This window comes from Bacillus cereus group sp. MYBK108-1, assembly GCF_051917185.1.
GTDB classification, from domain to species: Bacteria; Bacillota; Bacilli; order Bacillales; family Bacillaceae_G; genus Bacillus_A; species Bacillus_A cereus.
Window position 1 is genome coordinate 109888 of the sequence record NZ_JBQAHZ010000013.1, and the last position, 15525, is coordinate 125412.

Consider the following 15525-nt stretch of genomic DNA (forward strand, 5'->3'; position numbering starts at 1 on the left):
CTATACTATTAGAAAATTCCCATTAATACAACGAATACATTTTTTGTATTGTATTTGTATAACTATTAATTTTATTTTTCAAGCTAGCCTTTTTCTTACGTGTTTCTTGAACCTTGTCCTGAGGAGCATTATAAATAAAATTGGTATCATCTAATAACCTTTTAACTTCTTTTAATTCTTTATTCATTTTTCTAATTTCAGAACGCAGATATTTGTCCAAATTCTTCAATGTATATCCGTATTCATTAGGTATATTAAACTGAAAAATAATTTGATCTATTGAAGAAGAAAATGTTATTTTATAACCACTATCATCTTTATTAATAGAGTTAAAATTAGTCTGTTTTCTTATAAGATCCTTATACAAATCTACAAATTGCGCAGAACCTTCTTCTCCTATTATTTCCAATTCTATTTTACTCGCTACTTTTTTATTAAAAACAGCTTCTATTTGTAATAAATTATTTAATAAAGAGTCAACGTCCTCAATACTGAAGACAATATCAGTATACTCCCTATACATTTGCTTTATATTTGTTATAGATATATTCCATCCCAATTTTTTTCTTCCCTGTTCACTAAGCTTAGGCAGTATTGGCTCCAAAATCGTAATTAATGTACCAACTAAAAAATAGAACTCTTGATGATTTTTCTCCTTAATACTAGTAATCCAAAGAAAGCTTCTATTAATAAAATTCGAGATTTCATATAAAATTGTTCGAAAATCAAAATTATCAAATCTATCGTCCATTGTCTCATATATCCTCATCTGCTCCCGAAACATCCACCTATACAAATCGTTATGTATTTTAATTTTTTGTATATCATAATTCTGATTTGTATTAACACTGTTAATTAATTTTTCAACTTTATCAATAACTGATTTAGCAATATCAAAAGTGCCCATATCAATCATTACATCTTTTCCAGGTTCACAATTCATTAATAATCCATATCTAATTACATCCGGTCCATAAATAGGGTTCTCTAAAACCTCTAGTGCATTAATTGTATTTCCTTTTGATTTACTCATTTTACTACCACTTTTGTCCAAAACAAGGCCGTGTAATAATACCTTATTAGCAGGTAATTTTCCGGTATGAAAAAGACTAAGAAGCATATTTCTTATAACCCAAAAGAATAAAATATCATGACCCGTCTCAATAAGAGATACAGGATAATTCTTGTTAAGTTGTTCCAAGTCATCTGGCCATCCAAGATTAGCAAAAAAGTAATGTGCACCTGAGAACCATGTATCAAGCACATCTTTTATTTCTTCTATTCGAGTACTTTTACATGATGAACACTCTTCAATAGTGTTTAATGAAATAGTATATTCGTTGCAATCTAGGCATTTCCAGGCAGGGATTCTATGGCCTAATGCAATTTGTCTAGATATGCACCAATCTTCTATGCTATCTAGCCATTCTAAAGATTTTTTTAATCCACTTTCAGGATAGAACTTAACTTCTCCATTCTGTATTCTTTCTTTTAATTGATTTGCTAATTCTTCTGTTTTTAAAAACCACTGATCTGACATTTCTACACTAACTTCTGATAAACATTTACTACAAAATTCTTGATTAATCTCACGCTCTATCTTATAACCATAAGCTTTTAAATTTGCAAGTTTATTTAAGATATATTCCTTTGAAAAAATATTCTTTTCACCGGACTTATCTTGCCCTAATAAATTTTTATAGTGTTTAAAATGTAGTTTTCGTTTCGTTGGTAATAATGGCGTAGCGAAATTTCCGATATTTTCCATGCCGTCACCAAGTTCTACAACATGTAAATCTTTATTTATAATGATAGGAATCCATTCCGTGGTTAAGGGATTATAAAGATGCGTTTCATTTTTTAATACATCTCTATAGTTATCCAATAATATACCTTTAGTTTCTAATAAGTCTTCAATTTCCCTATAAGCTACAGGAATGTTTTTCCCTTTACTATCTTGAAAATATACAATTTCTAAGATTTTTTTCTTATTATTTATATCTACCTCAAGATCACTCAATGATGTCGCACAGTTTAGACAAATATTAGCAGGGTACTTCCCTTTATAGATATAACCTGCTTCATAAAATCTGATAAAGCTTTTTAAAACTGCCTCTGAATACTTTGGACTCATAGTAAATAGTTTGTTATCCCAATCACAAGAAATCTCCATCTTTTTAAATTGCTCATAAATTCTTTTGTCATAAAGTCTTATCCATTCCCATATATGATTTAAGAATTCTTTTCTTGTTAAATTATCCTTTTTAATTCCCTGTTTTAAAAGATGTCGCTCTACTACTTTTTCAGTAGCAAATCCTGCAGCATCGGTTCCAAAATAAAAATTAACGTTATAATTATGCATTCTTTTCCAACGTACAATAGCATCCTGTATAGCTGCCATCAAGGCATGTCCTAGATGTAAATCTCCAGTAACACTTGGTGCACATATAAATAATGAAAAGTCTTTTTCAGACATATTATATGCCTCCTTATATTATTCTGAACCAGGGTTTGACTTCACAGCTATTCTGTTATTATACTTTTCTATTGTGTCATTTAATGCTTGATGTATATTAACATCAGATTCTATAGCTAAACAAAGGACTGCAAAATATACATCTCCTAATTCGCCTGCCCAATCTTCTGTTAATACTAATGAGTTTGTTCCATAACTATTTCCTTTTAGTACTTCTTTTGCTAATTCACCAATTTCTGATAACAAATCTAGCATTCTTGTCTCAATTGATGTTTTTAAATTATGTTTTAAAATAAAATCTTCTACCTTGATTTGATCATTTTTCGTCATAAAAAATCGCTCCTATACAATCAAAATATTTCGACATTTTCAAACTCCTTGAAGTTCACAACGACCGAATCAAAATGCTTTTGAATATGCATGATTCTTTGATAAGAGGATACAGTCCCTTGATTGATATTAAAGATTTTTAATTGATAGCGGTGAGGTTTTACATCTTCAACTAGAATACTATAAATACATTTTCCGTTTTTTTCTGTTTTACTAAATTTATCAAAATTAAATTTTTTTCCTGAAACAACACAAACCCCTATTTCACCTTCAAATTTTTCAAATTCAACGTGGATTTTATTTTTTTCAGTTCGAATATTAAACAACGGTTTTTGTTTGTTATTCACTGGATAATCCTCTGGAATTCCACAACGTGGACAATTATTTACCAACCTCACCATGTCATAAGGAGATTCTAAACGGTATAAACTACTTTCTTCTTTGCAACCTGGACAACAAGCCTTCTGAACATCAGCTAATATAAAACCTTCCCTATAACAATCAGTCAAATCAAATCCTTTATTATATGTTCTATCAACTAAATAATCTATTAGTTGTTTCTCAATTGTCTTTTCCGCCTTAGATATCTTTTCAATTTTTTCATGTAGCTTGTAGTGGGTTTTCCCATTTTGAACAAGGGAAGATTCAGAAATCATTTTATTAGTTCCTTTTATTAAGTTTTCTAGCTGCGAAAGAGCTCCTGATACAAAGTTAGTTGTTAATCCTAAAAATGGCCATTTTGTATATTCTAGATAAGCTTTATATGCTAGATGTATCTCATGTATATCATCCTCAATACTGAAATTTGGAGTATTATACTTTTTATTTTTCATAACAAAATCTACAAATTTCTCCCCACCAATTAAACCTTGTCCTACATTATTCTCATGTGTCAATTTTGATAAAATAGTTCTTGGATCCCCCCATAAAGCAAATGGTGGTTCTCCAATTGCACTCCCCAGATAAGTTCTATTTAAATGATGAACTATTTCTCCTAAACTTTTCTCCCCCATTTGTGAATGTATAAAGTATAGTTCTTCAATATATCCAACTTTAATTAATGGACTACCAATAATATGTTTTACTCCTCCTTCTAACATTTTACCTATAAGCGTAGTTTCTGGATGATATACATCCGCTCCTATTTTAAAGTTTGTACAACCATTAAGAATAATTAAGTTTGCTTTTAATTTCGAAATATCAAACGAAGGGAGATCTTTCCTATAACAATATCCGGTGGCATAGCAGCAAGGGATTGGATTATTAGTCTCTATTTTTTGTCCCTTGGAACACAACATTCCGTCTACTGCATAAATAAGATCTTCCCTTGAGTGTGATAATAATGATACAACACTTGGTACTTCTCCCCTATTAACCCATTCAAACAAATTTGTTATACTCGCATGCTTCCCTGATCCATACCAAAAATTATCTTCATCTATCTGAAGATTTACAGATTTACAATGATTAAGTATAGCGTGTCTTGAATTTGTAGATAATTGATTTAATACTGCTAGATTTAGCTTTTCTAAGTTAGGATGCACAATAAAACCAATTTTAGTATTTGTTTTTATAGATTTCCAAACTAAATCCATAACAAATCGATTATCTATTTTCAAACCACTATGTACCATAGCTACATATTCAAATTGATTAAAAACCCTATCAATCTCCTCATCTTTTCTGTGTTTAATTAAAATTGTTTTAGTGTTTTTAAGTTTTTTTATTACCTTTTGGGAAATCAAATCCTCTTCAAAAATAATACACGCTAACGGCAAAGTGTAACTCATTACTACATTCACCTCCACAAATATTTTTTATTTATGTGCATTTATAAAAAAATATTTTTATAATATTACAAACTATGATTTACTTTGTTTTCTTTTCTTCCTTTTAGAATTTGTATCATTAAAGGCGTACTACATAACACAATACAAACCCCCAAAAGTATAAAAGCATACTCAAGTATATATATCCCTAAAAATCCAAAGATTACATAGGAAATTTGCAATGCTAATGTGCTGAGCATAAATACAATTGAAAAAACGCGCCCCAATTTTTCCTTATCCACATTAATTTGTATATACGAAAAAAATAGTGTATCTAATGCAACTTGAAAGAAACCTACTAAACACATCGCAAAAAGCAATATTAATTTATCAGTAAAGACAGACATTAAAGTGAGAGATACTCCTATTAATATAATCGACCATGATAAGTTTTTATAGCTTGCTCCTAGGTTTGCTTTAGCTAATATAAGACCAATTAGCATCCCACCTATAGCCTCACTTGTTAACAAATAAGAATATAATTGACTAGATTCATGTAAAAAATTATTTATATACAAAGGAAGAAGTATATATAATGAACCTAGAAAAATATTAACCATAAATCCAACTAGTAATAAATCTCGAATAAACGGGTTGCTAAAAGTATATTGAATACCTACTTTGATATCCTTTAATAAACTCACAGATTTGCTTTCTAATTTTATATGATTATATTTTATAAACATTTCACAGATGGCTGAGATGATAAATGAAAAACCATTTATTATGAAAGCTCCTGTAACTCCTAAGTAAGGTACAGCTAGTATAACTCCTCCAATAAATGGCCCTAAAATTTTTGTCATAGCACTTGAACTTGATAACGACGAGTTCGCCTTTAATAATTCCTCTTTACTTGCAATCACAGGCATAATTGAACGTGCCGTAGGTTTAAATAAAGTTATATTAACTCCTAATAAAAAACTAAATATTATAAGAAGCCATATATTAAAAAAATTTAGATAAACCATGATTCCAATTCCAATCGTTAAACAACCACTTATAACATCCGTCCATATAAGGGTTGCTTTCTTATTTATTCGGTCTACTAGAGCACCACTTATTGGACCCAAGAAAACCGCAGGAATAAGTGACGCAGCCAATACATAACTTATATATTCAGCTGAACCTGTTAATTTTATTAACCACCAAGATATTGCAATATTATAGATAATTGTTCCCATCTGCGATATAAAGTTTCCAATTATCAACAAATAGATATTATAGTTCAACTTTATATTCATAATATTTTATTCTCTCCAATTGAAATATAGTTGAAGTAGATTGAGAATAATAGAAAAGTATATTATTATTCTCAATCAATTACATCATCAATAGATTACGTATAGTAACAAATTCCACCTAATATATCGTTAAACTCTTGCTTCCACTTTACTTTTCTTTTCCCACCAACTCGCCACCTCTTCAACATTATTAGCAATTTTTCTAAATGCAAATGCATATTGTTCAATTAAAAGATCTGGTTCGCCTGTGAATGTTGGCATGCTTAAACTCGTGCCTTGGAATTTTTCTGCAACTGGGAAATCTCCCCGTTTATAATTTAGATTCATATCATAATATGTGTTTCCATTAAATGAATATAAATCCCTTGCCCCTCCTTCTTGGAATATTGGGCTTAAATGCAGGGGTTTGGATCCTGGTAAGTGTACATCCACTCCTTCGGCTTGAAGAGCGGCCACATATGCCTCGAGTGGTAAATTATTCAATTCCTCAGATTTATAATGAGGTTTGTAACCATAATAGGCACCCCTTGTTACATTCTCTCTTGTAATCGGCGGATTGATTCCTGGAATTTCCTTTAGTAAATCTGTTAAATAGTTTAAGTTTTTATTACGCTCTTCAATCCTTCTATCTAAATCATCCATCTGTCTACTAGCCATCGCAGCACCGAGTGGATGCATTCTATAGTTCATTCCAAATCCTGTCTTTGCATATTTTGCATACTTTTCGGACTCTACACATTGTTGAGAACGCACCCTAAAATGCCCTAGTAAAGTAGCTCTCTCATAAATTTCTTGGTTATTTGTAATCAAAATCCCACCAGTTCCAGCTGATATAATTTTATTTGTTTGTAAACTAAAACATCCAACATCACCAATTGATCCCACTTTCTTCCCATTGTAAGTAGCACCATGTGCATGGGAACAATCTTCAATTAAGAAAATATTATGTTCCTTGCAAATATCTAAAATTTTATCCATATCACATGGATGTCCCCACATATGTGTAAGTACTATTGCTTTTGTTTTATCCGTAATAAGTAGTTTAATTTTCTCAGGATCAATGTTTCCTGTATCTGGTTCACAATCACATAGGACTGGTTTAGCATAGCACTGAAAGATTGGTGTTACTGTTGCCAAAAAGGTATATGTTGGAACAATGACCTCATCTCCAGGTCCTACACCAACAGCAAAAAATGCCGAATGAAGAGATGAAGTTCCTGTGCCAGTAGCAATTGCATATTTGGTCTGATGATACTCTGTAAATTTATCTTCTAAATCTTTCACTTCTCCTTCGCGACCATAATAAGATAATTCACGTCGAGCAATTAATCTAATGCAGGCTTCAATTTCTTCATGACCAATTGGTGGCCATACTTTGTTATATGGTAACGATACTACTGCTTCCCCTCCAGAAATAGCTAGCTTATTCATTTTAACGCCCCCTGTTTTTTATTTATTAATTGTAAAATTTCTTCAAAATTATGATTCGGTTTATATCCCAATTCTTTCACTGCTTTATCAATACAATATACTTTTTTTATAGAATTAGGAATTTTCCAATTATTATCTTCAAAAATTCTCTTCATCTCCGGGAATAAATTCCAGATAACTTTTTCTGGGTGACTCATTAAATCCTGTACATCCTCATATTGAAAAGGAGTTTGGGCTGCAATATTAAATATATCAGCTTTTAATTCTGATTTTTCTAATCCTAATTCTATTGCTTGTGCCAAATCTCTGACGTCAGTACCTTTATATAATCTTTGAACATAGTTTTCTACTGGATCCGGCCCTTCATAAAACTTGGCAGCTCTAAAGATTAAAGTAGGTAAACCATAGGCTTTGGTATAATGTTTACATAATTCTTCACCCTGTAGTTTTGTTAAATCATAAATATCAACCGGATTAACAGGGAGCTCCTCATGCACATACCATGCTGCGTTACTTCTATTATCTTTAGAACTTCCATAAACAGATGTACTGCTTATGTAAATAAATTTTTCTATTTTATAAAATGATGAGGCTTCTAAAAGATTAGCCGTACCTACTACGTTTGATTCAATAAAATCAAGTCTTGATCTACTATTAAGATCTATTCCATGAAGAGACGCAGCATGTATTACATAATCAATTCCATCCAAAGCCCTATAGACATCTCCGTAATGCCTTATATCGACCTGTGAAATATTTTCATTATCACAGGGTGCAATATCAATACCATAAACATCGTATTTTTGGTTTAAAGATTTCATTAGCTCCTTCCCTAAAACTCCTCTTGCTCCAGTAATAAGAATCCTTTTTTTCACTTAATATTCACTCCTATCTCATCTAATATAAATTTTATTGTTTATATGTTTATTTCATAGTTGCTATTTTGATAGAAAATTTTTTATGTAACTACAACATTTACTATGTCTTGAATTTCGACTTTTATTATATTCCTTACAGTTCTATTGGATATCAAGATGTGAGAGTGCTTTTAGAGTGGGGTTTTAGAATAGGTTTTAGAATGGGTTTTAGAATGGGTTTTAGAATGGGTTTTAGAATGGGTTTTAGAATGGGTTTTAGAATGGGTTTTAGAATGGGTTTTAGAATGGGTTTTAGAATGGGTTTTAGAGTAATTATTTTTTTAGCTGCATTGAAACTATGCATTTATTACCTCATCTTGATTATTCATAATGCTAATACACAAATAAAAAAATTTCAATATTTTACATTTTATAAAAATTTTTTTAAAAATTCAATTTTTTAACATTATGTGTAATATACCATATTACAATTATTGGAATCAACAGGATTTTAAATCCCATTAAAATTCCCGTTTGATCTGAAAATCATTACTGAAAATAATGCTTACCTTATAACTCTAAACCTATTTGCCCTTCAAAATAAAAAAATAGTAATGAGATGTAAAGAAAAACTTTACATCTCATTACTATTGGGTTAGATATGTTACTATTTATATTCTATTTTTTGCTTTTGAATACTTTATATGTCGAGGGAGGGAGTTGAACCCTCAAGAGCATTTAGCTCGTTTTATTTAAATAAAACTGCGTTTACCGTTCCGCCACCCCGACTATAAATAATATTAGCACAATATCCAATATAAGTAAACAAAAAAATACAATTTTCCGTTTATTCTGAATGAATTGTTAATACTGTCCATTCTACCTTTTAAAAAAACTAAACAAATACTATTTTATTGAAATAATAAGTATTATTATTTATTTTTCTCGAATTATCTCATTGCTACTTTCGATCTTTTATAGTATCTCATATATAATTTTACATCTTTCATGATACAACTTCCTCCTTACGTCTTGATAGAATGTTTAAATTAGACTCCGCCCCCTAAGTAAAAAAATTTCCGGTTTTTAAATAAACAATAAACTTTTTTGATTATTCTCTACTCAATTCCTCTTTAAGTATATGAACGCGTTCATAATTAACTTAGAGAGGAAGATTTAATATGAATAATCATGAAACTATGATGTACAATTCTTTAAAAGATTTATCTACTATTCCTGGTCCTGTAGGCAGAGAATATCTCGTGCGTCAATGGCTAGTAGATCGTTGGAAAAAAAAATCAATAGAAGTTTTTGAAGACCGTATCGGAAATCTTTTATTTAAAGTCGGAGGAAAAGGTCCTAAATTACTTATTCAGGCACACATGGACGAGATTGGTTTTGTAATTAGATATATTACACCTGAAGGTTTTTTATTATTAGATCCTGCTCAAGAATTCCACCGAACATCACCAGGTCATTTATATATGGTTGGTCAAGAAGCACAGATTCTTGTAAAAAATAAAGTGGTAGCTACTGGAATTTTCGCAGCTCCTAGTGGACATGTGCTAACAACTGATCTAATTAATAAACCTCTAACCTTTAATAGTTTTTATGTAGATATTGGTGTGAATAGTAAAGAAGAAGCAGAAAGTTTAGGTGTTCAAGTGGGGGCAAATGTAGTATGGCATCGCGACTTAAAAAGAGTAGGATCCCGATATGTAGGAAAAGCTATGGATGATCGTGTTGGTCTTCATGTCATGGATCTTTTATTAAATGAAATAGATGTAAAAAAATTAAACTATGAATTATGGTTTGGTGCTACAGTGAGTGAAGAAAATGGTGCATATGGAGCGCATTCACTTGGAAAAGATATGAAATTTGATTTAGCAATACCCCTAGATGTCGGACTAGTAGGCGATATTCCTACCATTAGTAATGAAGAATACCCAACTAAATTAGGAGCAGGCCCAAGTTTAGTTTATAAAGATGGATTCATTAATTATGATGAAAATTTACTAGACTCCTTAGAAAAAATAGCTTTAGAAAATAAACTTCCTTTCCAACGAGCTACCTATCATCACTATGGATCTGATGGTCTAGAATTTTACAAGAACGGAATTCCATCTGCTTTAATTGGTATTCCTACCCGCTATACTCATACAGCCTTTGAAATGGTTGATCCAAAAGATATAGTAGTAACTGTCCAACTTCTAAAATCTTTCATTGAGCATTATAATAAAAGATATAATCTATAAAATGCGTATATCAAGTTGTCAGCAAAGTAGTTAACTAGCTACTTTGTTGACAACTTCTTTTTATGTCTTTTTATAACTTAATGGCTACTGATACAAAAAATGTCATCTCTATACTCGAAATATGATATAAAAGTAATTATTTTTTATAACAGCCAACGATTTTAATTCGTATTATTAAAAAATAAATTTTTTCTATTTATCCTAAGATACACGTGATACTTCCAAAACTACAAAATTAAACTTTCTCATTTCAAAAATCATTATTTTTAAACAATTCATAGATTTATACCTTTTATAAAAAGCACAAAACAGATATAATAAGAACATAAGTTCTATTTTTTATGTAAAAATTTTGATATTTTGATTGTTAATTTCTCTTTTTATGAATAAGGAGGGAGTTCTTATGATAAATAATTCAATTCACAAATTCCAAATTAAATATTATAAAAAATTAAATGAACCTATTGTAAAATGTTTTCTTGAAAACCCTGACAATTATGCTTTATTTGAAGAAGCAGTTAAAAATCCAAATTTATCAAATAGAGAAAATTTGGACATTGCATTTAAAAGACATTTTAGACAAATAAAAATTATTAACTATATTAATAAACTTATCCATTATTACTCTATAGATTTCGATAGAAAAATATCCCTTAATAAAAAAAGATTCTTATTAAAACTTGATGATTCTACAGAGGAATTGGATAAGAGTTTAAGATATAATACACTAATTTCTTCTAAAACAGATTTAACCGATTTAGGATATGAACGTATTCAGCTAGATATTAGAGATCATGTTTCTGATACGAATTTATTTAAAGCATTAAATTCATTGTCTAATAAACAACTCACCATTTTAAATTTAATATATATATATAATTACAAAAATAATGAGGCAGCAAAAATATTAAAAGAATCCGAACAAGTTATTTGTTATCACCATAAAAGGGCAATTACTAAATTAAAAGAAATTATGGGAATACTATAAAATTGAAAGGGAAAAATCATGAAAAATATACTTAATGAAACACAAACTAATATTGAGAACTTTGAACAAATTTTAGTATTATTCTCATCTAAAATAAGAAAAAGTTTACAGAATACCCCTATACAAGAAAGAGAAGATTTAGAGCAAGAAATAACAATTAAAATGTTTGAGAAGTATGATATGATTAAAAACTTTAATGCCCCCGGTTTTTTTGAGTTTATTGAAGATTAGCATTAAAATATATTATTTAAAGCAAACTTGTTACATGACGTTAAAATCAATATTTTAAAAATTTGTAGGCTGGACTTGGATAAAATTCCATCTAGCCTACAACGTTTAATAAGATATACACTCTCCCTAACTTTATATAAAATAAATTAGTTATATGAAATACCGATTTTTCACAGAATTTACGATATGGAAAAGCCTACGCAGGACTATACTCCGCCTTTAGAGTTGGGAGTGTCAAGTAATACTATGGGTAGATTCCTTCGTAACTTTTTTTAATAATACAGTGGCGATGATAGTTAGAATTACTCCTCCAAAGGAAAAAAGTCCAAAATAATGATAAGCCTTGAATATATTGGAACTCTCTATTGTTAAACCTCCTAAATAAGTAAAAAGCATACTACCTAATCCATTTGCAAACGCCCAAAATAATGAATGAGCGGTCACTTGAACATCATGAGGTGTAGACTCATTAACAAATTGTGTACATAAGACAATAAATAGACCGATTATTAAGCCATTTAATACTAATAGGATTAGTACAAAAACAATACTAGGTTGTAAACTATAAAAAAACCACCTGATAGATACAAGTATTCCTGATAATATAAGTAAAAAACTTAACCCAAATTTTTTAGTTAAAAGATTTGATAAAAACATTGCCGGAACTTCAAACCCAGCAACTAAAAAAAATGAAATTCCTACTCCCACTACTCCTCCACCTAGCTCTTTATAAAGAATGGCATAATATGTAGCATTTGCTTGATGTGTCCCAAAAATAAGAATTGCTGCCAATGTAAAAATAATAAATCCATATTGAGAAAATATTCTTTTTAAATCAGTTTTTAAAGCTTTCTTTTGAGTCTCTTTAACTTGTGATATAGAGATATTATTTGATATCAATAAGCAACTTATCATAAGTAATGAGTAACAGTAAAGAATGGCGTGTACACCAAAATAGTTAGTTAATAAGCTACTTAACCAACATAAAATAGCATACCCCATAGATCCCCAAGCTCTTATAAAACCAAATTCTCTTGAATGCTCAATATATTCTAGAGTAATACTATCAATTATAGGCGTTACAGCTACATTAAAAATAGTTAAGCAACTAAACATAATTAACACATATAAAAAATCGTTTTTAAACCACAGAAGTATACAAAAGATAGAGGTGAAAATTAGACTAATTTTTAAAACAACTTTACTTAAATTAAATCTATCACAAACTATTCCCCAAATCGGCTGAACAATAATATTTATCATTAAACCAATTGATATTATTTGTCCTATTTCAAAAGCAGTTAAATTTTTCTCTAGGAAAAATAGTGAAATCATTGGATAAAAAGTACCAAATGCACCGTAAAAGGCAAAATAAAAGAGCAATAACTTTAACTTCATTTTATCCTTATATAAATTCATAATATCCCCTCTCTAAAGGTTTATTATTTTTAACGATAATATAAATAGAAGAACAATCCCCCACTTTTGCAGACAACAAAAGTGGGGGATTTAAATATTTATTGAAAATTTATATATATTGTAATCGTTCCAAACCCGAAATTGGTGATTTATTTGGATTTAATGGCCTAACTTCTACAAATGCAGGTACAACCCTTAACGGTAATTCTGCAAGTGCAACAACCAATTGTCCTATATCACTAGGCAACATTTTCCACTCATCATTTTCCATAGGCCTATTAGCAATTGCTCCTAAAGATAAATAACTAACACGTATCCCCTCATGTCTTAAATCCTGAATGGCTGTCTCAGCCATTGCACGGAGAGCTGATTTTGTACTTGAATAAGCAACTCCTTGTTCAAAATAGTATTCACTCGCATGGCTTCCAACAAAAACAATAAGCCCATTGGTTTGTTTTAACCATTTTGCTGTATATTGAATTAACCATAATGGTGCTGAAAGATTAGTAGTTATACTATCTTGCCAATCCTGTTCAGTCATCTTTGTGATCTTGTCAAATCTTCTTATCCCTGCATTATTAACTATAATATCTATTTGACCAAAGTGCTTAATTATTTGATTAATTGCTTTTTCAATCTCATTTCTTTTAGTAATGTCACATTGAATTTCTTCTAGCCATGATTCTTTACATAACGTTCGATTTAATCCAATTACTTTATGCCCTTTATCCGCAAAAGATTTTGCAATTCCATAGCCAAGTCCTCGATTTGTTCCTGTTATCACTATCACTTTCATCGAAAAACACCACCCATTTAGTAAAAATATTAATCCTATACACTAAATGATATTTTATTTTTATATGAATCATTTTTGAGATTTGTTAGAAATTCATTAATTTGTACTTCCTTTTCATACGAATATTTTTGTTTTTTTATAATTTTTGTAGAAATTTCCTCAATTGTGTCATAAATCATTAATCCATTTTCTGCAAGTGTCTTGCCCGACTGTACTATTTCTACAATACAATCAGCTATATTTAACATTGGAGCTACCTCAACTGAACTGTTTAAATGTATTATATCTATATCCTGATCTTGCTTATCAAAAAATTTTTTTGTAATGTTAGGATATTTACTGGCTACAGATTTTACATCCTTAATATTTACCCCAGGTTTTACACAAATACAAATTTTACACTTTCCAATCCCTAAATCAAAAAGTTCTACAAAATCTTTCCCCTTTTCTAACAACAAATCGTTTCCTACAATCCCTAAATCAGCAAACCCTTTCTCTATCCACAGTAAAACATCTACTGGTTTTACTAGAATAAAACGTAATTTCTTTTCATTTATTTCAAAACATAACTTCCGAGAATCGATTGAATAATCAGAAATTTCTATCCCCTTTGATTGCAAAACCCTCAAAGTTTCAGATAATAATCGTCCCTTTGAAAGCGCAATTGTTAAAAGCTCATTATAAAATGGCAAAGTAATTCCTCACTTTCTAGAAAATCTTATACTTACATGTAACGAATTTTCATTTTATTTTCTATATTTCTTTTCCTATCACATTTTCTAGATGTAAAATATCATGAGGAACTAACACCCCTACATTCTTGATTCTTCCTGTCAAATGCCCAATAATAATATCTGATATGCTCCCTAGTAACATATATGCATCCACTTTTTTTATACAATGTGCCTTAGCTAAAATATTTGAAGCTATATCTACTGCCATTTTTACAGCTTCTTCAAAGGCCTCACCAAATCCAATTACTATAATTCCTTGTTCTACTTCTAAAATAGGTGTAGGAATTTCAGCTTCAAATAAATTTACTGTTAAATTTAAAGTTCCTGACGCTTCTAATGCAATACCTGAAGGCTCACCATTTCCTTGTAAAGCGTGTAAATCCCCGGCATATAATAACCCACCTTCAATAGCTATCGGCAAATACACTTTGGTTCCTTCCACTAACCATCGAATATCCAAATTCCCACCATATTTACAAGTTGCACCGTTTCTTGTATTTAAAGGATCCGCTAATCCTATCCCTCCTAAACTAGGGATAACGCTTAGTTTAACGCCCTCAAAATCTATTTGATTTTTCTCGATTCTCATCCTTTTATAGTTACGCCCTTCAAAATATCCTTTTAGCACACCTGAGGAGCGTGAGATACATGTATATACATAGCTCGCTAAGTTAATATTTTTAATTGTTACAGCCATTGTCATTCCTGGTAAAGCTCCATTAATATAGACTGGTCCTGTAAAAGGATGATGTTTCCCTTTTTCAATTACATCATTTAATTCTTCTTCACTATCAGTTTCTTGAGAGAATGCATTCATTGTCTCAAGCATAAATTCTTGTCCTGGATTTACATAACAAACAGGTGACCTTTGTGGATTCAATTCAAAGCTAGCTGTATCAGCTGAATATCTAATAAATACTTCATCTAGCTTATTCATC

The 15525-nt window shown here is 30.1% G+C and carries 13 protein-coding genes; 3 read left to right on the forward strand and 10 right to left on the reverse strand.

Features of this window, described 5'->3' with window-relative positions; translation table 11 throughout:
- Positions 1 to 22 precede the first annotated feature (22 nt).
- From ACTFSL_RS18440 to ACTFSL_RS18465, 6 genes are all read right to left on the reverse strand, one after another.
- The gene (locus ACTFSL_RS18440) at positions 23 to 2476 is read right to left on the reverse strand and encodes a class I tRNA ligase family protein (RefSeq protein WP_088339008.1); all 2454 of its coding nucleotides are present in this window, start codon (positions 2474 to 2476) and stop codon (positions 23 to 25) included.
- Positions 2477 to 2494: 18 nt separating this feature from the next.
- Positions 2495 to 2806, reverse strand: coding sequence for a MazG-like family protein (locus ACTFSL_RS18445; protein ID WP_088339009.1), 312 nt, complete (start codon positions 2804 to 2806; stop codon positions 2495 to 2497).
- A gap of 20 nt (positions 2807 to 2826) precedes the next feature.
- Entirely contained in the window at positions 2827 to 4596 is a 1770-nt protein-coding gene (locus ACTFSL_RS18450; protein WP_088339010.1) for a hypothetical protein, read from the reverse strand.
- A 65-nt stretch (positions 4597 to 4661) separates the two neighbouring features.
- Positions 4662 to 5876: an MFS transporter gene (locus ACTFSL_RS18455; RefSeq protein WP_088339011.1), complete on the reverse strand. Its 1215-nt coding sequence runs from the start codon at positions 5874 to 5876 to the stop codon at positions 4662 to 4664.
- 129 nt (positions 5877 to 6005) lie between these two features.
- The gene (locus tag ACTFSL_RS18460; protein ID WP_088339012.1) at positions 6006 to 7307 is read right to left on the reverse strand and encodes a DegT/DnrJ/EryC1/StrS family aminotransferase; all 1302 of its coding nucleotides are present in this window, start codon (positions 7305 to 7307) and stop codon (positions 6006 to 6008) included.
- Positions 7304 to 8182 (reverse strand): NAD-dependent epimerase/dehydratase family protein, encoded by an 879-nt coding sequence (locus ACTFSL_RS18465; RefSeq protein WP_088339013.1) that lies wholly within the window; start codon positions 8180 to 8182, stop codon positions 7304 to 7306. Before ACTFSL_RS18465 ends, ACTFSL_RS18460 begins: the two co-directional genes overlap by 4 nt.
- A 1163-nt stretch (positions 8183 to 9345) precedes the next feature.
- On the opposite strand from ACTFSL_RS18465, the gene ACTFSL_RS18470 reads away from it, so the two are divergent.
- The 3 genes from ACTFSL_RS18470 to ACTFSL_RS18480 all read left to right on the forward strand — a co-directional run bounded on the left by ACTFSL_RS18470 (position 9346) and on the right by ACTFSL_RS18480 (position 11638).
- Positions 9346 to 10419, forward strand: a complete 1074-nt coding sequence (locus tag ACTFSL_RS18470; protein WP_088339014.1) for a M42 family metallopeptidase — start codon at positions 9346 to 9348, stop codon at positions 10417 to 10419.
- A gap of 403 nt (positions 10420 to 10822) precedes the next feature.
- The gene (locus tag ACTFSL_RS18475) at positions 10823 to 11407 is read left to right on the forward strand and encodes a sigma-70 family RNA polymerase sigma factor (RefSeq protein ID WP_088339002.1); all 585 of its coding nucleotides are present in this window, start codon (positions 10823 to 10825) and stop codon (positions 11405 to 11407) included.
- Between the two features lie 18 nt (positions 11408 to 11425).
- Positions 11426 to 11638, forward strand: coding sequence for a hypothetical protein (locus ACTFSL_RS18480; protein ID WP_088339001.1), 213 nt, complete (start codon positions 11426 to 11428; stop codon positions 11636 to 11638).
- Positions 11639 to 11872: 234 nt separating this feature from the next.
- Here the strand turns inward: ACTFSL_RS18480 and ACTFSL_RS18485 are convergent, their stop codons facing one another.
- The 4 genes from ACTFSL_RS18485 to ACTFSL_RS18500 all read right to left on the reverse strand — a co-directional run bounded on the left by ACTFSL_RS18485 (position 11873) and on the right by ACTFSL_RS18500 (position 15524).
- Positions 11873 to 13057: an MFS transporter gene (locus ACTFSL_RS18485; protein ID WP_088339000.1), complete on the reverse strand. Its 1185-nt coding sequence runs from the start codon at positions 13055 to 13057 to the stop codon at positions 11873 to 11875.
- A gap of 109 nt (positions 13058 to 13166) precedes the next feature.
- Positions 13167 to 13853, reverse strand: a complete 687-nt coding sequence (locus ACTFSL_RS18490) for an SDR family NAD(P)-dependent oxidoreductase (protein WP_088338999.1) — start codon at positions 13851 to 13853, stop codon at positions 13167 to 13169.
- Between the two features lie 35 nt (positions 13854 to 13888).
- Positions 13889 to 14545 carry an ATP phosphoribosyltransferase gene (hisG, locus tag ACTFSL_RS18495; RefSeq protein ID WP_088338998.1) on the reverse strand — a complete coding sequence of 219 codons (657 nt, stop codon included), beginning with the start codon at positions 14543 to 14545 and terminating at the stop codon, positions 13889 to 13891.
- A 61-nt stretch (positions 14546 to 14606) separates the two neighbouring features.
- The gene (locus tag ACTFSL_RS18500) at positions 14607 to 15524 is read right to left on the reverse strand and encodes an acetamidase/formamidase family protein (RefSeq protein ID WP_088338997.1); all 918 of its coding nucleotides are present in this window, start codon (positions 15522 to 15524) and stop codon (positions 14607 to 14609) included.
- Position 15525 lies beyond the last annotated feature (1 nt).

What these genes read in the sequence shown, in the direction of transcription:
- ACTFSL_RS18440 (WP_088339008.1), bottom strand. Translation starts at nt 2,476, where the DNA reads ATGTCTGAAAAAGACTTTTCATTATTTATATGTGCACCAAGTGTTACT.
- ACTFSL_RS18445 (WP_088339009.1), bottom strand. Translation starts at nt 2,806, where the DNA reads ATGACGAAAAATGATCAAATCAAGGTAGAAGATTTTATTTTAAAACAT.
- ACTFSL_RS18450 (WP_088339010.1), bottom strand. Translation starts at nt 4,596, where the DNA reads ATGAGTTACACTTTGCCGTTAGCGTGTATTATTTTTGAAGAGGATTTG.
- ACTFSL_RS18455 (WP_088339011.1), bottom strand. Translation starts at nt 5,876, where the DNA reads ATGAATATAAAGTTGAACTATAATATCTATTTGTTGATAATTGGAAAC.
- ACTFSL_RS18460 (WP_088339012.1), bottom strand. Translation starts at nt 7,307, where the DNA reads ATGAATAAGCTAGCTATTTCTGGAGGGGAAGCAGTAGTATCGTTACCA.
- ACTFSL_RS18470 (WP_088339014.1), top strand. Translation starts at nt 9,346, where the DNA reads ATGAATAATCATGAAACTATGATGTACAATTCTTTAAAAGATTTATCT.
- ACTFSL_RS18475 (WP_088339002.1), top strand. Translation starts at nt 10,823, where the DNA reads ATGATAAATAATTCAATTCACAAATTCCAAATTAAATATTATAAAAAA.
- ACTFSL_RS18480 (WP_088339001.1), top strand. Translation starts at nt 11,426, where the DNA reads ATGAAAAATATACTTAATGAAACACAAACTAATATTGAGAACTTTGAA.
- ACTFSL_RS18485 (WP_088339000.1), bottom strand. Translation starts at nt 13,057, where the DNA reads ATGAATTTATATAAGGATAAAATGAAGTTAAAGTTATTGCTCTTTTAT.
- ACTFSL_RS18490 (WP_088338999.1), bottom strand. Translation starts at nt 13,853, where the DNA reads ATGAAAGTGATAGTGATAACAGGAACAAATCGAGGACTTGGCTATGGA.
- ACTFSL_RS18500 (WP_088338997.1), bottom strand. Translation starts at nt 15,524, where the DNA reads ATGAATAAGCTAGATGAAGTATTTATTAGATATTCAGCTGATACAGCT.